18 protein-coding genes are annotated in these 22,871 nt (G+C 54.0%); all 18 read left to right on the top strand.

The features are described from left to right. Positions 1-185 precede the first annotated feature (185 nt). Positions 186-2,003 carry a histidine kinase gene (locus ACRQU7_RS17510; protein ID WP_444642253.1) on the top strand — a complete coding sequence of 606 codons (1,818 nt, stop codon included), beginning with the start codon at positions 186-188 and terminating at the stop codon, positions 2,001-2,003. Then, positions 1,981-3,594 carry a response regulator transcription factor gene (locus ACRQU7_RS17505; protein ID WP_444642251.1) on the top strand — a complete coding sequence of 538 codons (1,614 nt, stop codon included), beginning with the start codon at positions 1,981-1,983 and terminating at the stop codon, positions 3,592-3,594. Before ACRQU7_RS17510 ends, ACRQU7_RS17505 begins: the two co-directional genes overlap by 23 nt. Positions 3,595-3,700: 106 nt before the next feature. Further along, positions 3,701-5,050: a carbohydrate ABC transporter substrate-binding protein gene (locus tag ACRQU7_RS17500; protein ID WP_444642249.1), complete on the top strand. Its 1,350-nt coding sequence runs from the start codon at positions 3,701-3,703 to the stop codon at positions 5,048-5,050. An 80-nt stretch (positions 5,051-5,130) separates the two neighbouring features. After that, complete coding sequence (locus tag ACRQU7_RS17495) at positions 5,131-6,069, top strand: carbohydrate ABC transporter permease (RefSeq protein ID WP_444642247.1); 939 nt, start codon at positions 5,131-5,133, stop codon at positions 6,067-6,069. Positions 6,070-6,082: 13 nt separating this feature from the next. Continuing rightward, entirely contained in the window at positions 6,083-6,964 is an 882-nt protein-coding gene (locus tag ACRQU7_RS17490; RefSeq protein WP_444642245.1) for a carbohydrate ABC transporter permease, read from the top strand. A 12-nt stretch (positions 6,965-6,976) separates the two neighbouring features. After that, positions 6,977-9,490 carry a GH36-type glycosyl hydrolase domain-containing protein gene (locus ACRQU7_RS17485; protein WP_444642243.1) on the top strand — a complete coding sequence of 838 codons (2,514 nt, stop codon included), beginning with the start codon at positions 6,977-6,979 and terminating at the stop codon, positions 9,488-9,490. Between the two features lie 34 nt (positions 9,491-9,524). After that, positions 9,525-10,937, top strand: a complete 1,413-nt coding sequence (locus ACRQU7_RS17480) for a phosphoglucomutase/phosphomannomutase family protein (protein ID WP_444642241.1) — start codon at positions 9,525-9,527, stop codon at positions 10,935-10,937. A 200-nt stretch (positions 10,938-11,137) separates the two neighbouring features. Then, the gene (locus ACRQU7_RS17475; protein WP_444642239.1) at positions 11,138-11,602 is read left to right on the top strand and encodes a LytTR family DNA-binding domain-containing protein; all 465 of its coding nucleotides are present in this window, start codon (positions 11,138-11,140) and stop codon (positions 11,600-11,602) included. After that, on the top strand, positions 11,592-12,296 hold the full coding sequence (locus ACRQU7_RS17470) for a LiaF transmembrane domain-containing protein (RefSeq protein WP_038326014.1): 705 nt from the start codon (positions 11,592-11,594) through the stop codon (positions 12,294-12,296). The genes ACRQU7_RS17475 and ACRQU7_RS17470 overlap by 11 nt, the downstream gene beginning before the upstream one ends. A gap of 104 nt (positions 12,297-12,400) precedes the next feature. After that, entirely contained in the window at positions 12,401-13,003 is a 603-nt protein-coding gene (locus tag ACRQU7_RS17465) for a methyltransferase family protein (protein ID WP_444642237.1), read from the top strand. A gap of 64 nt (positions 13,004-13,067) precedes the next feature. After that, the gene (locus ACRQU7_RS17460) at positions 13,068-14,063 is read left to right on the top strand and encodes an SPL family radical SAM protein (RefSeq protein ID WP_444642235.1); all 996 of its coding nucleotides are present in this window, start codon (positions 13,068-13,070) and stop codon (positions 14,061-14,063) included. A gap of 56 nt (positions 14,064-14,119) precedes the next feature. Continuing rightward, positions 14,120-14,812 (top strand): DUF3298 and DUF4163 domain-containing protein, encoded by a 693-nt coding sequence (locus ACRQU7_RS17455; protein WP_444642233.1) that lies wholly within the window; start codon positions 14,120-14,122, stop codon positions 14,810-14,812. A 263-nt stretch (positions 14,813-15,075) separates the two neighbouring features. Beyond that, positions 15,076-16,095, top strand: a complete 1,020-nt coding sequence (locus tag ACRQU7_RS17450; RefSeq protein ID WP_141826440.1) for an ABC transporter substrate-binding protein — start codon at positions 15,076-15,078, stop codon at positions 16,093-16,095. Between the two features lie 114 nt (positions 16,096-16,209). Next, positions 16,210-17,745 (top strand): sugar ABC transporter ATP-binding protein, encoded by a 1,536-nt coding sequence (locus tag ACRQU7_RS17445; protein ID WP_444642230.1) that lies wholly within the window; start codon positions 16,210-16,212, stop codon positions 17,743-17,745. Beyond that, positions 17,720-18,760, top strand: coding sequence for an ABC transporter permease (locus tag ACRQU7_RS17440; protein ID WP_444642228.1), 1,041 nt, complete (start codon positions 17,720-17,722; stop codon positions 18,758-18,760). Before ACRQU7_RS17445 ends, ACRQU7_RS17440 begins: the two co-directional genes overlap by 26 nt. Further along, positions 18,757-19,779, top strand: a complete 1,023-nt coding sequence (yjfF, locus tag ACRQU7_RS17435) for a galactofuranose ABC transporter, permease protein YjfF (protein ID WP_444642226.1) — start codon at positions 18,757-18,759, stop codon at positions 19,777-19,779. Before ACRQU7_RS17440 ends, yjfF begins: the two co-directional genes overlap by 4 nt. A gap of 71 nt (positions 19,780-19,850) precedes the next feature. Next, a complete protein-coding gene (locus ACRQU7_RS17430) occupies positions 19,851-21,629 on the top strand; it encodes a cache domain-containing sensor histidine kinase (protein ID WP_444642224.1) in 1,779 nt (592 codons plus the stop codon). 17 nt (positions 21,630-21,646) lie between these two features. Beyond that, on the top strand, positions 21,647-22,864 hold the full coding sequence (locus ACRQU7_RS17425; RefSeq protein WP_444642222.1) for a response regulator transcription factor: 1,218 nt from the start codon (positions 21,647-21,649) through the stop codon (positions 22,862-22,864). Positions 22,865-22,871: the final 7 nt, after the last annotated feature.

Here is a 22,871-nt window from a genome sequence, read left to right as displayed (position 1 = left end):
TGTTGGGGATTCTCACTGTAAAGTCGGACGATTCTGTTGCCATTTTTCAACAATATGTGCTACACTGTTATATAATTATCGATTCTGCATATGGGAAACGCGGCCTTGGCGCCCGCTTCTTTCCATCTTGCGCCGCTTTTTTCGGTGGGGAACATGAATCCAGAACATGGAAAGGTCTGTGGAATATGAATTTGGACCGGATCAAAAACGCCAGAATTCGCAATCTTTCCGTTTCACGCAGATTGCTGTATTCGTTTCTGCTGATGGCCATTGTGCCGCTCCTGATTTTCGGTATCATCTCCTATCAGGTGTCCAACAGCGCCATCAACAGCAAGATCAGCAATTCATCGATCCAGGTACTGAAGCTGGTACAGAAAAACATTCAGTACGAGTCGGACAAATACCAGAAAATATCGGACGCGCTCATGGTAAACAAAACCGTTCAGGACGGCCTGTACCGGTTTGACACTTGGGATTATATGCAGAAAAACAATTTCATTGTGCAGATGAATTCCGTTATCTCCGGCCATATGTCGAACTCGCCGCAGATCATGCAGATTTTTCTGACCGACAGGGACAATAACCCTATTTACAGCCAGGGCTGGTTTTATGTCAGTCAGGAAACCATTGACCGCATGATCGATTTGTGCGGGAAGAACATCAACTGGCTCAGTGTCAATGAAGGAAATAAAAATTATATTATCTATACTCATCCCGTTATTTCCGAGCGGGGTTCCGGGGTGATCGGGCATACCCTGATTTTTATCGATGCGGCTGCCTTTTACAACTGTCTGTCCGGTGTCGATATGGGTACGGGCGCCGATCTGATGGTGATGGATTACTACGGAAACAACGTCGCGAATCAGGACAGGACCTTCCGCCCCGGCTCCGCCGTGGACGGCGGGCTGTTCTCATACTGCAGGGAGAACCCGGACCGGAATATCATCCGCAACTACAAATTCAACGGCAGGCTGGGCATGATCGCGTATTCCTTTTTTACCCAGCAGGGCTGGCTTCTGGTCGCCGCCATCCCGGATGCCTACCTGCGGTCGGAGACCTTCTCCATTGCCGTCACCAGCCTGATTTCCATCGTCCTCTGCTTCCTGTGCGCGGTGATCGTGTACCGTCAGATGTGGAAGAGCATCAGCGTGCCGATCAACCGGCTGGTACAGCTGGTCGGCAAAATCGACAATACGAATTTTGACCAGATGACCTTTTACGACGACAGCAAGGATGAACTGGGCTTTTTAAGCCGCGCCTTCCGCGAGATCCTTCAGAAAATGCAGGACCTGGTCAAGCAGGTGGAAACGGAGCAGAAGCAGAAGCGGGAATATGAGCTCAAAATGCTGCAGGCGCAGATCAACCCGCACTTCCTGTTCAATACGCTGAATTCCCTGCGATGGACCGCCCTGATGAGCCGGGCGACCAGTGTCAGCAACGGGCTGGCCGCGCTTTCCGATTTGCTGAGGAACACCATTCTTGATAAAAACGAATTCATTACGGTGGAGGAAGAGCTGAAAAACGTCAGCAATTATATCGTCATCCAAAAAATCCGTTACGGCGATATTTTCTCCGTCACCTATGAAATAGACGACAATATTCTGCACTGCTACATGATTAAATTTCTTCTGCAGCCGATTGTGGAAAATTCCATTATCCATGGAATGGATGAGGACGGTACGCAGAAGGAAATCTATATTTCCATGAACCGGCGGGAGGATACCATCCTTACCGTTATTTCCGACAACGGGAAGGGGTTTGATGTGGAGAAAACGCTGGACGCGAAGAAGAATAAGCGGCTGACGGGAATCGGGATGCAGAACGTTCAGGAGCGTATCCGGCTGTGCTTTGGCAGGGAGTATCCCTTTAACATAGAGAGCAGGATCGGCGAGGGAACCACCGTCACCATGGAATTTCCCTACATCGGTACCCTGCCGGAATCCACAAAAGAACTGACACAGGGAAAGGAGCGCGAGGAAGATGATTCCGGTGCTGTTCGTTGATGATGAAATGATTGTCCGCGTGGCTTTGAAGTCGATGGTGGATTGGGAGAAAACCGAGTTTGAAATCGTGGGCGCGGTTTCGGACGGGGAAACCGCTTTGCAGTATATCGAAAAATACAGCCCCCGGATCATTGTGACGGATTTGAAGATGCCGCATCTGGACGGAATCGGTCTGGCAAAGGAACTGTATGAGCGGGGGTATCCGGGAAAAATTATTATCCTCACCAGCTTTGGGGAATTCGAGCTGGCCCGCGAGGCCCTCCGCTACGGCGTTACCGACTATCTTTTAAAAGCCAATTTTACCGATAAGGAGCTTCTGGAGGCCTTGCGGAAAGCCGTCGGAAAGCTGCCGGAGGACCGCCGTCCTTCCCAAAAAACAGAGCAGGCGCAGAGCGAGTTTGACCAGCCCCGGATTTACAGCATGCTTTACGGCCCGGATGAGGAAAAGCTGCGAATTCTGGCTTCGGGCAGGACCTATTCAGGGACGTTTTCCGCGCTCTATGTCTTTAAAAAGGAACTGCTGACGGCGGGGCGGCCCGCCGCGCGGCAGAACGAACCGGATATGACGTCCAAGGAAATGCTTTCCAGTTTGATCAGCGAAACGTTTGACGCCGGTTCCGGGATGAAGGTCATCCCCTTGACACCGGTGGACGCGCTGATCATCCTGCCGCCAGAGTCCGGCGGACCGGCGGAGGGGATTTTGGAAAGGGTTCTGCTGCGCATCCAGAACTCTGTAAAGATGTATATGAATACAGAGGCCGGGTTTGTCCTTTCGGAGCCGTTTGCTTCGGAACCGGAGCTTGCGGCCAAGCTGAAAGGCTGCGCCGGGGCCGCCTCCGTCAGCTTTTACAAAGGTTTTGGAAGCCTGATTCGCCAAGAGGACGGCGGCCTTTACGTCAACGGAGTCACGGAAGACCAGCAGGACGCCATGGAGCTGATCTGTGCGGGGATCGCGTTTTGCGAATACGAGGAAGCGGAAATTCTGGCGGCATCGATTCTGGAAAGCTTTGAAAAACAGAGAATCCGCCCGGACGGTGCCTGCGATTATATCCGGAAGCTGTTCCGGAACATCCTGCTTTTCGGCTCCGCCGGAAAAAACAGCGGCAGATTTGAACGCCTCGCCGCCGACTGCAGGGAATGCGGCACGGTTTCCGAATTCGAGTCCGCCGTCACGGGACTGATCCGCGCGGTCAGTGAGAGCGCTGCAGACGGCCGCACGGGAAAATACCGCCAGGATGTCGTCCGCATCACTGCGTATATCAAAGAGAACATCACGCAGAAAATCACGCTGGCGCAGATTGCAAAGCTGGTGAATATGAACGAAAGCTATGTCAGCAGGCTGTTCAAAAATGAGACTGGGGTCAATCTGACGTCCTATATCAATCTGCTGAAAATGGGTAAGGCGATAGAACTTTTAAAGGACCCCGACGTCATGGTGAAAGAGGTCGCGAACAGGCTGGGCTTTGACGAGCAGTCCTATTTCAACCGGATTTTCAATAAATACCTGAGCTCAAGTCCTTCCGAGTTTAAGAAGCGATATAAAAAAAGTATCAAAGTCGGTCAAAATAGTATCAATCCTCCCGAAAGATAAAAAATCTATCAAAATAGTGAAAGGAATCCGCAATATATTTTATTTAAATAGGATAAATTCATCTCTATAATTACGGTAGAATATTTCAGCAGAGGGAGGAAAATTAATGAAATTGAGAAAAGCAGTTGCATGTATCTGTGCATTGTCGCTGGGCGTTTCGGCCCTGGCGGGCTGCCAGAAGGTAAGCGATTCCTCTTCGGCGGCACAGAGCCAGACATCCGCCGAGGCGCAGAATCAGGAGCTGAACATCGCGGTGTTCGAGGGCGGCTACGGCCGGGAGGTCTGGGACGACCTTGCAAAGCAGTTTGAGGCGAAAAACCCCGGAGTGAAAATCAACGTTACGGCAAACGCAAAGCTGGGGGACGTCATCCGTCCGCAGATTATGAACGGAAATCCTCCGGACTTTATTTTCCTTGCATCCACCAATGAATCGGGAATTCTGCAGTCGCTGATTCAGGATAAAAAGCTGGAGGACATCAGCGATGTTTTCACAGGCGACCTCAAGGATAAAATGATCGACGGAACGCTTTCCGCACCGACCATTTCCCCTTACGGCGACGGCAAAGTCTACGCGGCGCCGCTTTCCTACAGCACGATGGGCCTTTTCTACAACAAGACCCTGTTCAAGGAAAACAACTGGGAAGTGCCCGAAACCTGGGACGAGTTCTTTGCTCTGGGCGACAAGGCAAAAGCAAAGGGGATTGCGCTCTTTACCTACGCTGCCGCGAACGATCCCTCCTACAATGAAATCGTGGTAAACCCAACCATTGCGGTCGCCGGCGGCGAGCAGGCTTTGCAGGACTGCCTGAACTATAAAAAGGGAGCCTGGAAATCGGACGCGGTGAAGAAAACCTTTGATCTCTATCAGAAAATCAAGGACGGCGGCTACCTGCTGAACGGAACGCTCGCCATGACCCACACCCAGTCGCAGCAGCAATTCCTGCAGAATAAATGCCTCTTTATTCCGAACGGAAACTGGCTGGAGACGGAAATGAAGGATGCCCCGAAGGCGGACGCCTTTGAATACGGCTTCGCCGGGCTGCCAACCTTCAGCAAAACGGATAAGAAATTCATCTGGGCCAACTGTGAGGAAATGTATATCCCGAAGGACGCGAAGAACATTCCGCTCGCGAAGAAATTCCTTGCTTCCCTCTATGAGGACGCAAGCATCCAGACACTGGCAAGCAAAGCAGGAATCATTCCCCCGATCAAGGGTGCTGCAAATCTTGTAAAGGATTCCATCGACCAGTCCGTTTACGACACCTTTACGATTACGGACAAGGGCTACACGCCGGTTACCGGTTCTTACGCGCTGACCTCCCAGACAGAAGTGAATTTAAGAGATGACTTATATCAGGACCTGAACCAGATTATGGCGGGGACACTGACAACCGACAAATGGTCGGACAATCTGGAAAAAGATGCAGAGACACTCTCTTCATTGATTTTAAAGTAAGACATGAATTGGTGAGGCCGTCTACGACCTCACCAATTTTATCTCCTGATGCAAATTATGATGTGAGGGTGAAAGTGATCATGTTGACTGCCATAAAGGCAAAGGACGGGAACCCCCGCGCGCTGCGCAGCAGAAAAAAGCAGCGCGCCGGTTTTATTGCCGTCTGTACCGTACCGACCGTAATCCTGTTTACGGTGTTTATGTTATTTCCTACCGCCAATGTTTTTTATATGTCCCTTTTCAGGATGAGCAGCCTTTCGCTCAACAAGGAATTTATCGGGCTGCAGAATTTTCAGATCCTTTTCCGCGACGAAAAGTTCTGGCAGGCGTTTCGCAACAACCTGTTTTTCATCGTGTTCGTAACGGCCGTGACCATGACGGTCTCCCTGTTCTTCGCGGCGCTGCTGGCGCAGACGCAGCTGATTGAAAAGCCGTTTTACCGTACGGTTTTCTTTTTTCCAAACGTGCTTTCGCTGGTCGTGATCGGGGTGCTTTTTGTGCAGATTTACGACCCCACCATGGGAATTCTGACCTCCACCCTGAAAACCATCCATTCGGAGGGCCTGATTCACGCGTGGCTGGGGGAAAAATCCACCGTGCGCTGGTGCATCTCGGCGGCAATGGTCTGGCAGGCCGTCGGGTACTATATGGTGATGTATATGGCCGGGATGGACGGAATTCCTAAGGATTTATACGAAGTGGCCAGTATGGAGGGAATGGAGAAGTTCCGGCAGTTCTTTTCCATCACGCTGCCGCTGATGTGGGAAATTATCCGCGTCACCATTGTGTTTTTTATCATTTCAACCATCAACATGAGCTTTGTGTTCGTCAAGGTCATGACGCCGACCGGCGGGCCATCGGGCCAGTCGGAGGTGCTGCTGACCTACATGTATAAACAGGCGTTCACGAATTCCAATTTCGGATATGCAATGGCTGTGGGCGTGTTTGTGTTCCTCTTCTCGTTTGTACTGGCACTCATCAGCAACCGCCTGACTTCAAAAGAAGTCATTGAGTATTAAAGGGAGAATACGGATGAAAAACGCTAAATTACAAAAATGGTCGGGCAAATTTTTTGTCAGGGTGGTTCTTCTGCTGTTTACCGCCGTCGTATTGCTCCCGATTATCTGGACATTTTACACCTCGTTCAAAACCAGCTCGGAGTTTCTGACGAATGCCTGGGCGCTCCCCGCCGGTTTTCACTGGGATAACTATAAGAACGCGCTGGAAAAGGGAAATATGCTCGCGTACTTCTGGAATTCGGCCTACATTACACTGATTGCCCTGGTGTTTGTCGTCTTTCTGGCGGTGCCAACCGCCTATGTGACCAGCCGGTTTACCTTCCGGTGCTCCAAAGGACTGTCCGTCCTCTTTATGGCGGGCCTGTTTGTAAGCCAGAATTATATTGTGATCCCCATTTTCCTGTCGCTCAATAAAATTCAGAACTTTCTCAATCAATACGTAATCTTTCAGCATCTGGAGATCACGAACAACCTGACGGTTCTGGCGCTGATTTACGCGGTTTGCGAGCTTCCGTTCACCATTTACCTGCTGACTGGATTTTTCCGCACCATTCCACACGATTATGAGGACGCCGCGCAGATCGACGGGTGCGGGTATTTCGGCACCCTGTTCCGCATCATCGTCCCTATGGCAAAGCCCGCCATGATTACCGTCGTCATGTTCAATTTCATGAGCTTCTGGAATGAGTATATTATGGCTACCACCATCCTGAAAGAGCAGAAATGGACGCTTCCGGTCGGGCTGGCGAACCTGATGGAACAGCAGAAATTCGCGACGGACTGGGGCGCGATGTTCGCCGGGATGGTGCTGGTGATGATTCCGACAATGATTCTCTACAGCCTTGTGCAGAACAGGCTGACGGAGGGCATCAGTATGGGCGGCCTGAAGGGCTAGAAGGGAACGATGATGAACAACAGAGAAATTTATGGCCCTTCCGGGCAAAAATGGGCACAGTTCCGCCCGGACTGTGCGGGGATCGACCTTTTTTCGCTGAACCTGCCCGCACCGTGGGAATATATCTATCAGAATCACGACGTGCTGTTGAAGGTGGATCAGTTCGGACCGGTGTACGCGCAGGCGAATCCACCGGGCGGGATCCAGCTTTTCAGGAGGGAAAATGGGCAGAAGTTTTCCAACTGGGCCGTCTGGCTTCAGTCCGATGAGCTGGAAGACAGAAAGCCGTTCACCAACTTTTTCCGTCCGCTGATCGACGGGAGCGACCCGTCCAAAGAGCCGCAGGATTTAAAAATCACGTTTCTGCCTCACTGCGCGTCCTATGAATACCGGTATCAGGATCTGCTGGTAAAGACGGAATTTTTTGTTCCCCTGCACGGAACGGAGATCGTCATGAAGCTGCGCGTGAAAAACCTGCGGAAAAAAGCGATGGGCCTTTCCGTGTCTCCGGCCTTTGTCCCCTACGTCAATCCCGCCCAGCTTGCCCCATGGGACAAATACGAGTGGTATCTGAAAAGCGGAGTCGGCAGGGAGGAAAAGGAGCTTTTCTGGTCGCAGCTTCTCAGCAGCACGTCCGACCCGGGCGAACGGCGGACAGCCGCGCTTTGGACGGACAGCGAAGGGCTGTGCGGCACGGAAATCAGCTATGAAAAATTTGTGGGCTGCGGGGACCTTTCCTGCCCGCAGTCGGTGACGGACGGGAGTTTCCGGATGAAGCCGGAACCGGCCGCTTCCTTCGGGGAATACCGCGGGGACAACGCCATCTGGGGGTACCCGCCGGTTTACGCGGCAAAGTACGGGTGTCATCTGGAACCCGGCGGCGAAAGGGTGTTCACGCAGGTGATCTGTATGCCGCAGAACGCGGCGGACGGAGGGCTTCCCGCCGTTGATGACGTAAAAAAACCGCTGGTCTATTTTGAGGCCCCGGCTTATGAGCGGAAAAAAGAAGAGGCGCGCCGCCATTTTTCGGCGCTGTGCCGTAAAAACACCGTACGGACCGGCCAAAAGGACTGGGATTATTTCATAAACAACTGGCTGCCGCTGCAGATGGAGTGGGTCGCCTCGCTGGACCGGGGATGGCCGACGGCGATGCGCGGCACGCGCGACTGCGCGCAGGATTATACGGCGATGCTGTCAATCGATGACACCGCAGGCCGCGTAAGGCTGCTGGAAATGCTCAGCTGCCAGCGGTCGGACGGATGGTTCCCCCGCCAGTTTTCAACGGAAGGAAGGACGGGGCGGCACGACCTGCGCGGACATGTGGACGCCGGCGCGTTCGTGATCGAGTTTGTTTATGAATATTTGTCGTACAGCGGCGACAGCGGCGTGCTGGACGCGGTCCTGCCGTGGCTGGACTCCGATGGAAAAAACACCGTTCTGGAGCATTTGGTCCGTGCCATGGAGTATTATATCGACCCCGAAAATCTGGGCGAACACGGTCTGTGCAAAATCGGGGAGGGCGACTGGCTGGATTCCGTGAACCGGGCGGGCGTGCTTGGCCGCGGGGAATCCGTGATGGTGAGCGAGCAGGCGGTGATGTGCCTGCAGTATATGACTGAGATTCTGGAAAACAGAAGCGGCCCTTCGGCAACGGCTGTTGTCTACAGGGAAAAAGCCGAAGAAATGAAAAAGAATCTTCTGAAGCACGCGTATAATCAGGACGGCTTTTTTAACGGCATCTTTACGGATGAAGGGAAATGGATTTTCTCCGATCAGGACCCCGACGGCGAAAAGAGGCCCTACGGCCCGGCCAACTGGTTCGCGCTGATTTCGGGAGTGGTTCCGGAAGAGATGAGGAAGTCGGTTCTGCGGGTCATGGAGCTGCTGAAATGCGAGGCGGGGTACCGGCTCTATTGGCCGCCGATGGGAGAAATCCCCATCCGCTGTGTCGGGCGCGCCGCCAGCGGGGACGCCCCGGCGGGCTTCGCGGAAAACGGCAACGTGTACAACCACGGCGCGCAGGGTTTCTTAGCACGGGCGCTTGCCGCCGCGGGCAACGGGGACGGGCTGTTTGATGTGCTGCAATGGCTGCTGCCGTACGACCAGTCGCGTCATCCGTCCAATGTTGTCCTTTCCCCGCCGTACGCGATTGTGAACTGCTGGCAGGAACTGCCCGTGTTCAGATTCCGCAGTCTGTTCAGCTTTCTGACGGGAAGCGTGGGCATGGCCCAGCGGGCTGTTTACGAGTGGATGTTCGGGATCCGGCCCACGCTGGAAGGCCTTGTCATCGACCCCTGCATCCCCGGGTGGATGGACAGCGCCAGCGTGGAATTTACCTACCGGGGAAAAAGGGTCAAGATGGAAATTAGAAATCCGAACGCCCGCAGCTGTACCCCGGAAAAGGTGGAGCTCAACGGCGTAAGCGTTTTCAAGACCCGAAAAGACCCCTTCCATTTCCGTACGGTTTTCGTTTTGGGAAGCGAACTTTTTCAGGACGGAGAAAATACCATTCGGGTTATTCTTTAGGCATACGGCATGCCCGTAAAACGGAGGATTGTCAATGATTAAATTTGGAACAGGCGGGTTCCGCGCGGTGATCGGCGAGGATTTTACCAGGGAGAACCTGGAGCTTCTTTCCCTTGCGCTGGTCAGAATCATTCGGAAGAACGGCAAAGAGAACGAGCCGGTCATCGTCGGCTACGACCGCAGATTCCTGTCCGATATTGCCGCAAAATGGATGGTGTGCGTGTTCGCGGCAGAGGGAATCAAAACGCATCTGATCGATTACGACGCGCCGACCCCGCTGATTATGTTTGAAGTCATGAAGGAAAAGGTATCCTATGGGCTGATGATTACCGCGAGCCACAACCCGGCGGAGTACAACGGAGTAAAGGTTTTCACGTCCGGCGGGCGGGATGCGGCGGAAGAGGTCACGGACGAAATCGAAGCGCAGATCGCCGGAATACAAAAGACGGAAATCAGAAGCATGGAATACGCAAAAGCGCTGGATTTCGGGTTTGTCAGAATCATTAACCCGCAGAATGAATACATAGACAGTATTTTAGGCGTCATCGATATCGAAGCTATCAAAAAAAGGCATTTGAATGTCCTGCTTGACCCGATGTTCGGGGTAAGCAAAACAACGTTACAGACGATTCTGCTGACCTGCCGCTGCAATGTCGAGGTGATTCACGACAGGCACGACACACTGTTCGGGGGAAGGCTGCCCGCTCCGAACAGCTCCACGCTGACGCACCTTTCCCAGCTGGTGGTGCAGGGGAAATACGACCTCGGCATCGCGACCGACGGCGACGCCGACCGCATCGGGCTGATCGACGCGAACGGCGCTTTCATTCACCCGAACGATATTCTGGTGCTCCTTTATTATTATCTTCACGAGTTCAAGGGCTGGAAAGGAGCCGCCGTCCGGAACGTGGCGACCACGCACTGTCTGGACGCGATGGCGGCCCGCTTCGGCGAAGCCTGCTGCGAGGTCCCGGTGGGCTTCAAATATATTTCTTCCAAAATGGAGGAGACAGATGCGCTCATCGGTGGAGAGTCCTCCGGCGGACTGACCGTCCGCGGCCATATCCGCGGAAAGGACGGCGTCTACGCGGGGGCGCTGCTGGTGGAAATGCTCAGCGTGATCGGCAAGCCGCTGTCGGAGATGCTGAGGGATATCCATCGGACATACGGCAGCTGTTTTATGAACGAGTTCGACTGCCGTATGACCGCGCGGCGGAAAGAAGAGCTGAAGCATCTGCTCTTTGAGGAAAAGCGGGTACCGGAGTTTGACAGGGAAGTCGAGCGGATCTCCTATCTGGACGGCTGCAAGGTCTATTTCAAAAACGGCGGCTGGGTTATCTGCCGTTTCTCCGGTACCGAACCGGTGCTCCGTATCTTCTGCGAAATGGCTTGTGAGGAAGAGGCCGTGAAAGTCAGCATGACCTTCCGTAAATTTCTCAATCTGTAAGGACCCGTAAAGTCCCCGTTTTTATTTTTTCTGTCCGCCCCATACCCCCGGCAACAGGTGTTCCTGCCGGCTGTATGGGGCGGACGTTTCCTTTTACCCGGATTTTTTAACCTGTTGCGGGCGGAAATGAGACCGGACGGCGTTTTCCCCTTTTCATCCTGCCGCAAACCCGCTATACTATCTGCAGAGGGGGTGGTCAGGTGAAGATACGCATTGAGGTAGTCAATGATCTGGATGAGGATGAGGTGCTGATCCGCTGCGGCCGCGTGGACGACACCATTCAGAAAATACACCGCTATGTTCTGGAACAGTCCTCCCAGAATACCAAGATCACCTTTTTCAAACAGAATCAGGAATTCTATTTTCCGCTGGATGAGGTCCTGTTCTTTGAGACAGAGGGGGAGCATATTTACGCCCACACCGCAAACGACGCTTACCGGATCAAATACCGGCTGTACGAGCTGGAGGAAATTCTTCCGAAAAACTTTGTGCGGGCGGCGAAATCCACCATCGTCAATATCCTGCAGGTGTACTCCGTCACGCGGAACCTTACCGCTTCCAGTCTGGTTCAATTTATTAACAGTCACAAACAGGTATACGTGTCGCGGTACTATTACAGCGAGCTGCGGCAGCGTTTAAACGAAAGGAGCACTTATGAAAAGTAGAAATTGGTTTTGGGGGATTTTCTTCCTGCTCTCGGCGGTATTTGTCATTGCCAGCCAGACAGGGTCTTTTGTACAGATTGGATTTGTCAGCGTTCTGGCGACGGTTCTGCTCGCGGCGCTGCTGATCAGCAGCGTGGTTCACCGCAATTACTTCGGTATTTTCGTACCTTTGGCATTTCTTTATGTCATTTACCAGCAGCCGCTTCATCTCGCCCGGATTTCCCTCTGGCTTTTGATTCTGGCCGCGGTTTTTGCCAGTATGGGCTTCAGCTTTCTCTTCCACAGGCACCCGAAAAACCACATGTACTGGCACCACGGGTCGGGGTCCATTCAGCCGACGACGGAAAATATCGACGACAACAACCCCTACGCAAAGGTGCATTTCGGTTCTTCCAGCAAGTATCTGCACGGCGAGTGCCTGAAGGGCGGACAGTTCGATGTTTCCTTCGGCGCTTTGGAGCTGTTCTTCGACCAGTCCCAGCTCAGCCCGGACGGCGCTGAGATTTTCCTTGACTGCAGCTTCGGCGCCATCCAGATCTATGTGCCCCGCAGCTGGAAAGTCATCGATAAACTGAACACCAGCCTCGGCGGCGTGGACAACGATATCCGGCTGGCGCACCCCGAGGAAAACGCCCCGCAGCTTACCCTGACGGGCAACGTACAGTTCGGCGGCATAGAGATCCATTATATCTGATCCGGTTTACCAAAGCCGCGGCTTTCTGCCGGGGCCCCGCCGAGAGTCTGCGGGGTTCGGCGGAAGGCCGCCTGTTTTCTCATGTTTTGAAAGAAGATGTTGCTATGTATTTTTACGGAGATACTTATTTTCCCGGCGCGGTTCTGAAAAACACTTTTCAGCTCTTGCTGATTGCGGTATTGCTGATGGAAACGACGATCCTGCTGCTGACCGCCCGGAACAATCAAAAGGGTGAAAAAAAGAGCGGCGAGGACAGAGGGTCCATGCTGCTGATTATCGCCGGGTTCTGGCTGTCCGTTCTTCTGAATCCGTTCTATATCCGCCTTTTTCCGGTCGTGCTGCCCGTGCCTGTTTTCTGGCTGGGGTTCGCGGTTGCCGTTTCCGGTATGATTCTTCGGCTGTATTCCGTCTGGACCCTGAGGAAGTTTTTTTCCATGGCGGTGCGGGTCGGTTCGGAACAGAAGATCGTACAGGATGGGCCGTACCGGCTCATCCGCCATCCGGCGTATACCGGAAGCATCCTGACGCTGTTGGGAATCTCGCTGGCCTTCCGGTCCGTCCTTGGGATCCCGGCCACCCTGCTGATTGCCGCCGCCGTGTACGGCTACCGTATCCGCACGGAGGAAAAAGCGCTGGAAAAAAGCTTCGGTGCGGTTTACAGGGACTATGAACAGCGTACCTGGAGGCTGGTTCCCCACGTCTGGTGACAATCAAAATTTTTTATCGCATAGAAGCCGTCCGGCTGTCAATAATAGACCGGAAGGTGATAAAATGTACCCGGAACGCGTCTATTATGAGCCGGACGCTCTTTCCTATGAACTGGGGGAGCAGCTGCGGCAGAAATTCAATGAAGTACCGTGGATACCGATCCACAGCCATAACAATATCGAGGAGCTTCGTGGAAATTCCAACCGGGAATTCGGCCATATGAAGCGGTACCTGATCGTCGGCGTCCGCAAGACGCACAAATATGTGGAAAATCATAAAATCTCCGATTTTCTGGTGCCGTATACCTCCTCCGGCTGCAGCGCGGCGTGCCTTTACTGCTATCTGGTCTGCAACTACAACAAATGCTCGTATTTGAGGCTGTTCGTCAACCGGGAGCAGATGCTCGGCAAGCTGATGAAAACGGCTGCCGCCGCGGACCGCGACCTGACCTTTGAAATCGGCAGCAACAGCGACCTTGTACTGGAAAACACCATTACGGGAAATCTTGGCTGGACGATCGAGCAGTTTGCAAAAAGCGAAAAGGGCTTTCTTACGTTCCCGACCAAGTTCGACATGGTGGACCCTCTGCTGAATCTGGAACACCGGGGCAGGGTCATTTTCCGTATGAGTGTCAATCCTCAGGAAATCATCAGCAGGGTGGAATTCGGGACCTCTCCGTTAAAAAACAGGATACAGGCCCTGAATAAGATGTGCGAAGCCGGGTACCGGGTGGGGCTTTTGATTGCCCCGGTCGTTCTTCTGGGCGACTGGCAGAAGCTTTACGCGCAGCTGATTCATCAGCTTGCCGACGAACTGTCCCCAAAAGCAAAGGAAAATCTGACCATTGAGATCATCTTTATGACCTACAGCTATGTTCACCGGGCGATCAACAACGAAGCGTTTCCCAACGCGGCGGAGCTTTACGACGCTTCGCTGATGACGGTGAGAGGGCGCGGAAAGTACTGCTACCGCAACGAGCTGCGCGCGCAGGGGGAAGAACTGCTCCGGCGGGAGATTGCGGAAAAGCTCGGCGGCTGTTCCATCCTTTATGTCGTGTGATAAAATCCTGAATCCTTACCGCTTTTTCCGGCATATGATGGGGCGGAGGGATGAAAATGTACGAACCGAATTTCAGCGCGGAACTGACTGCTCAGAAGGTCGAGCGGGAATTCCAGTATGAGAATACCGCAGTGATCACCATGACCGCCGAATTTCCGGAGATAAGGCTCAGGGGAAACCGTGCGGCCGAAAGCCGGATCAACGGCATGATCCGGATGCAGACGGAAAATTTCTACCGCTATGTTGCAGGAACCCTGTACCGTCAGGCTGTTCAGGAATACCGTGATTCCCAGACAAACGGATTCCCGTTCCGGCCGTATGACGCCATTTTGAAATATGAAACGGCTTATAACGAAAACTGTTTTCTGAGTCTTTATCGCGACCAGTACGAATATACGGGCGGGGCGCACGGCAACACCGTCCGGCGTTCCGACACGTGGAGCCTGCAAAACGGCAGGCGTTATCCGCTCGCGCGGTTCTTCGGGCCGCACAGCAATTACCGGTACCGGCTTCTGCAAAATATTTTAAAGCAGGCCGACCGGAATATGGCGGAAAATCCGGGCGTCTATTTTGATGATTACCGCAAGCTGATTGCCCAGTATTTCAATGAGGAGCAGTATTACCTGACTCCACAGGGCGTCGCGATCTATTATCAGCAGTATGAAATCGCACCCTATTCCACCGGAATCGTCGTCTTTACCGTTCCGTATGACGTTTTGGGCTGGAAGCCGTCCTGTATGCTCCGCTGAAAAAAATTCAATAAAAACACACGAAAAAGCTGCTTTTGCGGCTTTTTTTTATTTCGGCGCGCCTGCGTCGGTGTCCGATTTGGAGAGAGAGCCTGGCTCCCTCGACGGGGGCCGGCAGGTGAAGCCTGACCGGGGGAGTTCACTGCCAGGATGCTAAAAAATGATACAAACAGGTTTTGTTATTGTAAAGACTTAAAAGAAAGGATGCACTACAATGGAAACGAAATAAGGGGGGCGATCCCCCGGAAGCGGAGGAGAAAAATTTGAAAAGAATACTTGCTGCAATTTTAACCGTATGCATCGCGGGCCTTGCGTTAGGCGGGTGCGCGGGTACACCTGCTGAAAAGACCGCGTCGGCGGGCACACAGTCGGGAGCGGAAGTCGTTTCCAAGGCAGAGGGCAACAAAAAGCTGACGGTCGGCTTCGCGCAGATCGGGCAGGAATCCGGCTGGCGCGACGCGGAAACGGCGTCCATTCAGTTCTATGCCGGACAGCATGTGGACACCATCGATTTCAAGTTTGCGGATGCACAGCAGAAACAGGAAAATCAGATTAAGGCGATAAAATCCTTTATTGAGATGGGCGTTGACGTCATCGGCCTTGCCCCGGTTGTGGAAACGGGCTGGGACGCCGTGTTTACAGAGGCGAAGGACGCGGGAATCCCGATCGTTCTGCTCGACCGCAGGGCAAAGGTTTCCGATGACCTGTACGCCACGTTTATCGGCTCCGACTTCATCACGGAAGGGCAGAACGCCGCCGACGAGCTGGCAAAGCTGCTGAACAACAAGGGAAACATTGTTGAACTGGAAGGAACCGTGGGCGCTTCCGCGGCGAATGACAGAAAGAAGGGCTTTGACGACCAGCTGGCCGCGAAATATCCGGACATGAAGATCCTCGCCTCTCAGACGGGCGATTTCACAAGGGCCAAGGGCAAGGAAGTCATGGAATCCTTCCTGAAAACCTACGGCAATCAGATCAATGCGGTTTACGCGCATAACGACGACATGATGCTCGGCGCGATCGAGGCCATGAAAGAAGCGGGAATGAAGCCCGGCAAGGACATCAAGACCGTTTCCTGCGACGGCGTCAAGGGTATTTTCCAGGCTATGGTCGACGGAGAAGCGAATGTCACCGTAGAGTGCAACCCGCTGCTCGGCCCCCAGTTCTTTGAGACCTGCCAGAAGCTGAAGGACGGCGAAACGGTTGAAAAGTGGATCAAATCCGACGAAAGCGTTTTCCGTGCCGATACCGCCGCCAAAGACCTTCCCACCCGCGTTTATTAACCTTTTTCATACAATTCTCCGACTCTCTTTAAAATCCGCTCCGTCTTTGTTCGGCGGAGCGGATTTTGCTTCATGGCACACGGGAAAACAATATCACAAAGGAGGAGTCCGCTCATGAGCAGCGAAAATATGCTGATTCGGATGGAACATATTTCCAAAAGCTTTCCGGGGGTGGCGGCGCTGGACGATGTTCCCCTCGAGCTGAAAAGCGGAGAAATCCATGCCCTTCTGGGAGAAAACGGCGCGGGAAAATCGACTCTGATCAAGGTCCTGACGGGTGTGGAGGAACGGGACGGAGGGTCCGTTTTGCTGGAAGGCGTCCCCATTTTTCCCCAGAGTCCGCAGGACGCGCAGAAGCTGGGGATCAGCACGGTCTATCAGGAAGTCAACCTCTGCCCCAACCTCTCGGTGGCGGAAAATATATACATAGGAAGGGAACCGAAAAAAAGGGGAAGCATCGACTGGAAAAGAATCAATCAGGACTCGCGCGACCTGCTGAAACGGTTCAATCTTACGATCGACGTGACGAAGAATCTGGATTTTTACTCGGTCGCGGTGCAGCAGATGGTGGCCATTGCGCGCGCGGTCGACATTTCCGCGAAGGTGCTCATCCTCGACGAGCCTACTTCCAGCCTGAGCAGCGTGGAAGTGGAAAAGCTTTTTGAAGTGATGAACATGCTGAAGGCGCAGGGAATGGGAATCCTTTTCGTCACGCATTTTCTGGATCAGGTGTACGCGGTTTCGGATACCATTACCGTGCTGCGCAACGGGCGTTACGTCGGCACCTACGCGGCCGCCGAGCTGCCCAAAACGCAGCTTGTCGGCAAAATGCTGGGAAAAGAGTACGCCGAGCTGGACCTTTCCTCCGAAAAGGAGGAGCTGACCGGCGGGGAGCGAGATGGCCTTCTGGAGATGAAGCGGGCCTGCGGGCCGGGGACCATCAGCGACGTCGACCTGAAAATCTACAGGGGAGAAGTGCTCGGCATTTCCGGGCTGCTCGGTTCGGGACGCTCGGAGATCGTCCGCCTGATTTTTGGGATCGATCATCTGGAGCAGGGGGAGATCAGCCTGGACGGCCGGAAGCTGGCGGGGAAAGGGCCCCTTCCGGCGATTCGCTGCGGCGTTGCGTTCTGCCCCGAAAACCGGAAAACAGAGGGCATTATCGGGGACCTGAGCATCCGGGAAAACATCATTCTCGCCCTGCAGGCGAAGAAGGGCATGCTCAAGTCGATTTCCCGCGCACAGGCCGAGCGCATTGCCGACAAATATATCAGAATGCTGGAAATCAAGACCCCGTCCCAGGAACAGCGGGCGAAAAACCTGAGCGGCGGCAACCAGCAGAAGGTCATTCTGGCAAGATGGCTTGCCACAGACCCCCAGCTGCTGATGCTTGACGAACCCACCCGGGGCATCGACGTGGGAACCAAGGCGGAAATTCAGAAAATGATTGTCGGGCTGGCCGAGCAGGGGATGACGGTGGTCTTTATTTCATCCGAAATCGATGAAATGCTCCGCTGCTGCAGCCGTATGATCGTTCTGCGCGACAAAAAGAAGGTCGGCGAGCTCAGCGGAAAGGATATTGCCGAAAGCGCGGTCATGAGCTTAATTGCGGGAGGGGTCAAAAGTGGAGAAGATCAGGAAGCTGTCTAAATACCAGGGGTTCTGGCCGGTCGTTGTGCTGCTCGCTATTCTGCTGATCAACGGGATTATTTCGGGCGGGGCCTTTTTCGAGATCAAAATCGTGGATGCGCACCTGTATGGAAGACTGATCGATATTCTGCGCAACGGCAGCAAGCTGATGCTTCTGGCGACCGGCATGACGTTCGTCCTTGCGACGGGCGGGACGGACATTTCCGTCGGCTCCGTCATGGCGATCAGCGGCGCCATCGCGTGCAGCATCGTGGACGGCAGAATTCTGCCGGGCGCGGGGCAGAATGTCCAGGTCGCTATTTTGCTGGCGCTTCTGGGCGGCATGCTCTGCGGCGCGTGGAACGGCTTTCTGGTATCTAAAATCAAAATCCAGCCCATCGTCGCGACAATGATCCTGATGGTGGCGGGCAGAGGCATTGCCCAGCTGATTACCGACGGGAAAATCGTCACCGTCAATTCGGACGCGTATTACTTCATCAACGGCGGCTATATTCTGGGCCTTCCGTTCCCGCTTTTCATCGTGCTTTTTGTGGTGGCGCTGGCGCTGCTTTTCACCAAAAGGACGGCGTTCGGGCTTTTTCTGGAATCCACGGGCTGCAACCCGGTCGCCAGCCACTTTGCGGGCATTAACGTCAACAGCGTGAAATGGATGGTCTACACCTTCTGCGGCATCACGGCGGCGGTCGCCGGGCTGATCGAAAGCGCGGGCATCAAGGGCGCCGACTGCAACAACGCCGGTCTCTTTATGGAGCTGGACGCCATCCTCGCGGTGGCGATCGGCGGGACCTCGCTCAGCGGCGGGCGGTTCTCCGTTCCGGCCAGCCTTGCCGGCGCGCTGATTATCCAGAGCATCACGACCTCCGTCTACGCCATGGGAGTGGCGCCGGAAATCACCGCGGTGGTGAAAGCAGTCATCGTTATCTGCATCTGCCTTTTCCAATCGGCGGAATTCAAGGACAAAATGAGAAAGAGATTCTCCGGTCATAAACAGGAAAGGACGGTGAAACCGGCATGAGCGAATCGGTAAAAACAATGAAAAGGTTCCGTATACGGAATATGTCTCTGCTGGTCACTGCCCTGCTGTTTATCGGCCTTTTTACGGCGGGTTCGGTCGCCTACAACAGATTTCTTTCGCTGTCCACGTTCTGCAATCTGCTGAACGACGGCTCCTATATGATGATCGCCTCCATCGGCATCACGTTTGTCCTGCTGACGGGCGGCATCGACATCTCCATCTCGTCTACCATTGCGTTTACCTGCGTGTTCTCGGCGTTCCTGCTCAGAAGCGGGGTGCCGGCGGGCGTGGTGATTCCGCTGGTGCTGCTGATCGGCCTTCTGTTCGGCGCGCTGATGGGCTTTATGATCCACTCCTATCAGCTCCAGCCGTTCATCGTCACGCTGGCGGGGCAGTTCTTCATGCGCGGCCTGTGCGCCGTCATCAGCACGGAGTCCATTCCCATCACGGACGATTTCTATAAAAAAATGGCGCTGAACAAAATTGCTTTCGCGGGCGCGAAAATCTATTATTACGTCTTTATTGCGGCCGTGGTCCTGATCGGGGCGATGTTCGTGCTGAAATTCACCCGGTTCGGCAGGACCGTTTACGCGGTGGGCGGCAACGAGCTGTCCGCTTCGCTGATGGGCCTGCCCGTGGGGAGAACCAAGGTGGCGGTTTACGCGATCAGCAGCTTCTGCGCGGCGCTGGCGGGCGTGGTGTTCAGCTTTTATACGCTGGCGGGCTATTCCCTTCAAAACGTGGGGCTTGAGATGGACGCGATTTCCTCCGCGGTCATCGGCGGCACGCTGCTGACCGGCGGCGTCGGCACCGTGATCGGCACCACCGTGGGCGTAATGATTCAGGGCGTCATTCAGACCATTGTGACGTACCAGAACCTGAACACCTGGTGGACGAAGGTGTTCAGCGCGGCGCTGCTCTGCCTGTTCATCGTCATTCAGCGCATTCTGGCGGGCAGGTCGGAAAAAATCAAGGATGGAAAGCTGGAAAAGCTGCATAAATATGGCAAAATAATTTGATATTTTTTCTTAAATATTATATAATTACACAATTCTCAATTCAAAAATCAGCAGCCGATGAGGTGAGCGTCTTGCGAAAGATATTGGACAAATTTTTGAACATCCGGTTCCGGAACAAAATGGTACTGTCCTATCTTTTTATGGCGCTCATTCCGTTTGCTGTTTTTTCCATTGTCAGCGGCCTTGTGTTTGTCAATCAGGCGCAGCAGACCGCAATGGACCACACCGCCCAGACGATCAATCAGGTGTGCGACTCCATCGACGTATACATAGGTACGATTGAAAAAACCGCGAATTATATTTCCGTTGAGCTGAAAAACAACGACTTCTGGAACCTTCAGTCGGAGGAAGACCCAAAGTGGAAAACGCAGACCGGCCAGATCAGGGAGCTTCTGCAGAATATCGCTTCCTCCCACGACGAGATCGCCGGAATCCTGATCGCCACCAAAAACGACCTCTATGTCAGCACCGGCATGTCCCGGATCTCCCGCGATTCGTTTCACAACGAGTCCTGGTACCGTCAGGCGGAGCAGTCCCCGGAGGAGATCCGCCTCATCAGCGACGCGACGGGCAGGAACATCGTGACCAATCAGGACTACAGCGTGGACGACGTTTTTTCGCTTACCAAGGCGGTCAGTGACCCCAAAACCGGGGAAGTGCTGGGCGTGATCCTGTTCGATATCCGCCACGACATCATCAAAAAGTCCATCAACAGCGTCACCATCGGCGAAAAGGGCTTTGTGTTTGTCACGGATGCGGACAACAGCATTGTCTACGCCCCGGTCAACGACGTGGTGTACCGCGTCAGTCCGCTCTGGCTCGGCGGCAGCGGAAACGCGTTTGTCACCGCGAATATCCGGGGCGGGAACTATCAGATTCATTCCGAAAAATCGGAATACACCGGCTGGCGCACGGTGGGGGTGTTTTCCAACGACGAGGTCATGGCGGGCGTCAACACCATCATTTATATCCTGTTCGGATGCATCCTGTTTACGGTGCTATTCGTGCTGTTTTCTTCCTTTGAGCTGGCCGAAACCATTACAAAACCCATTTTCAAGCTGCAGACCCTGATGAAGCAGGCGGAGGGCGGCGACCTTTCGGTGCGCTTCAACAGCAAATACAACGATGAGATCGGCGAGCTGGGCCTGAGCTTCAACCATATGATCGACCAGATCGGGAACCTGATCCGCATGGTGTACGTGGAGCAGCAGAACAAGCGGTTTGCCGAGCTGAAATCCCTGCAGGAGCAGATCAAGCCGCATTTTCTGTACAATACGCTGGACACCATCAGCTGGATGGCGAGGGACTACGGGGCAAGCGACATCGTCCGGCTGGTCGACGCGCTGACCAGCATGTTCCGCATCGGGCTGAGCCACGGCAAGGATATGATCACCATCCGGGAGGAAATCACCCATGTGTCCAATTATCTGTATATTCAGAAAATCCGCTACAAGGATAAGCTGAATTACCAGATCGAGGTGGATGAAAAGCTCGCCGGCTGCAAGGTCCCCAAGCTGATTCTGCAGCCTCTGGTGGAAAACGCCATCTATCACGGCGTCAAGGAAAAGCGCGGGGGCGGCACCATTGCGGTGACCGCGCACAGGAAGGGGAATCTGGTGGTTTTCAGGGTGCACGACGACGGCGCGGGGATTCCCGCCGACCGGCTGGAGCTGCTGAACCATCAGCTGAACAACCATACGGAGCTGGACCAGAAACAGAGCTTCGGCCTCTTTTACATTCAGGAAAGAATCCAGCTATGCTACGGAAAGGAGTACGGAATCTCCATAGAGAGCCAGGAGGGCGAGGAGACCACGGTAACGGTGATCCTTCCGGCGGATGACGACAGCTGAGCGAAAGGAGAGGAGATATGTATAAGGTGCTGATCGCGGACGATGAAGAGATCATCCGCAGAGGGATCGCCGGACTTTTGAAGCAGGACCGGGAAATGCAGGTGGCGGCGCAGGCGGAGGACGGGGAGACCGCGCTGGAGCTTGCGGAAAAATTTGCGCCCGATCTGCTGTTCGTCGATATCAACATGCCGTTTCTGAACGGCATCCAGTTTATTGAAAAGCTGAAGGGCGTTTTAAAGGACGCGCTCGTCATCATCATCACCGGGTACGACGATTTTCAGTATGTCCAGAGCGCGCTGCGGCTGGGCGTTTACGATTACCTATTGAAGCCGATCATGGAGGATGTGTTTTATCAGTCGCTGGACCGCGCCAAGGAAGAGCTGAAAAGGAGCCGGGAGCAGACGAAGTACCTGGAATGGGCAAAGGTGCTCCTTGAAAAAAACAAGGCGAAGCTGACGGAGAATTTTTTGAATGACTGGCTCGGCGGCCATTTCTGTGAAGAGGAAATCGACGAGCGGGTCAGCTTTCTGGAATTGAAATTCCCGGAAGCGTTCGGCGTCGTCATCGCCGGGCTGGACTATAAAAACAATATGGAAATCGGCGGGGACTGGAACGACGACCTGCTTTATTACGCGGCGGAAAATATTGCGCGGGAGCTTTTCCAGCCGTTTTGCCCGGTCGCCCTTTTCCGTAATCCCGCGGGGAACCTGGTGATGATCTCCTCCTGTCAGCCGCAGGACGCCTGGCAGGACACGGTAAAACAGCTTCGCCGCCTGCTGGAGCAGCATCTGCCCGTGCGGGCGACGCTGGTTCAGGCGGAGGGGAACGGCCGGCGGGAAATACCCGTGGAATATGAACATGCCCTCAGCCGCTTTTATGAGCTCATGGAGGTCCCTCAGCTGATTAAGGACGTTCAGAATTATATCGACGAAAATTATAAAAACGAGGAATTTTCGCTTCAGGACGCTGCCTGCGCGTTCCATGTGTCCCCTCAGCATTTGAGCCGCGTTTTCCGCCATTCCATGGGGATCACCTTTGTGGATTACGTGACCCGCGCCCGTATCCGCAAGGCAATCGAGCTGCTTTCCAACGAGGAAATGAAGATTTATGAAATCGCCGAGCTGACGGGATACTCCAGCCAGCACTATTTCAGCAGCGCCTTTAAAAAGGTGCTCGGCGTTTCTCCGGCGGAGTACCGGAAGAACGGACAGAGTAAAATATCTGTGGCAATGTGAGGGAAAG

Source organism: Caproiciproducens puteiluti, from assembly GCF_052442865.1.
GTDB lineage: Bacteria > Bacillota > Clostridia > Oscillospirales > Acutalibacteraceae > Caproiciproducens.
The sequence above is the reverse complement of the archived record's forward strand: the minus strand, read 5'-3'. Positions and strand labels throughout refer to the sequence as shown.

What these genes read in the sequence shown, in the direction of transcription:
- ACRQU7_RS17510 (WP_444642253.1), top strand. Translation starts at nt 186, where the DNA reads ATGAATTTGGACCGGATCAAAAACGCCAGAATTCGCAATCTTTCCGTT.
- ACRQU7_RS17505 (WP_444642251.1), top strand. Translation starts at nt 1,981, where the DNA reads ATGATTCCGGTGCTGTTCGTTGATGATGAAATGATTGTCCGCGTGGCT.
- ACRQU7_RS17500 (WP_444642249.1), top strand. Translation starts at nt 3,701, where the DNA reads ATGAAATTGAGAAAAGCAGTTGCATGTATCTGTGCATTGTCGCTGGGC.
- ACRQU7_RS17495 (WP_444642247.1), top strand. Translation starts at nt 5,131, where the DNA reads ATGTTGACTGCCATAAAGGCAAAGGACGGGAACCCCCGCGCGCTGCGC.
- ACRQU7_RS17490 (WP_444642245.1), top strand. Translation starts at nt 6,083, where the DNA reads ATGAAAAACGCTAAATTACAAAAATGGTCGGGCAAATTTTTTGTCAGG.
- ACRQU7_RS17485 (WP_444642243.1), top strand. Translation starts at nt 6,977, where the DNA reads ATGAACAACAGAGAAATTTATGGCCCTTCCGGGCAAAAATGGGCACAG.
- ACRQU7_RS17480 (WP_444642241.1), top strand. Translation starts at nt 9,525, where the DNA reads ATGATTAAATTTGGAACAGGCGGGTTCCGCGCGGTGATCGGCGAGGAT.
- ACRQU7_RS17470 (WP_038326014.1), top strand. Translation starts at nt 11,592, where the DNA reads ATGAAAAGTAGAAATTGGTTTTGGGGGATTTTCTTCCTGCTCTCGGCG.
- ACRQU7_RS17465 (WP_444642237.1), top strand. Translation starts at nt 12,401, where the DNA reads ATGTATTTTTACGGAGATACTTATTTTCCCGGCGCGGTTCTGAAAAAC.
- ACRQU7_RS17460 (WP_444642235.1), top strand. Translation starts at nt 13,068, where the DNA reads ATGTACCCGGAACGCGTCTATTATGAGCCGGACGCTCTTTCCTATGAA.
- ACRQU7_RS17455 (WP_444642233.1), top strand. Translation starts at nt 14,120, where the DNA reads ATGTACGAACCGAATTTCAGCGCGGAACTGACTGCTCAGAAGGTCGAG.
- ACRQU7_RS17445 (WP_444642230.1), top strand. Translation starts at nt 16,210, where the DNA reads ATGAGCAGCGAAAATATGCTGATTCGGATGGAACATATTTCCAAAAGC.
- yjfF (WP_444642226.1), top strand. Translation starts at nt 18,757, where the DNA reads ATGAGCGAATCGGTAAAAACAATGAAAAGGTTCCGTATACGGAATATG.
- ACRQU7_RS17425 (WP_444642222.1), top strand. Translation starts at nt 21,647, where the DNA reads ATGTATAAGGTGCTGATCGCGGACGATGAAGAGATCATCCGCAGAGGG.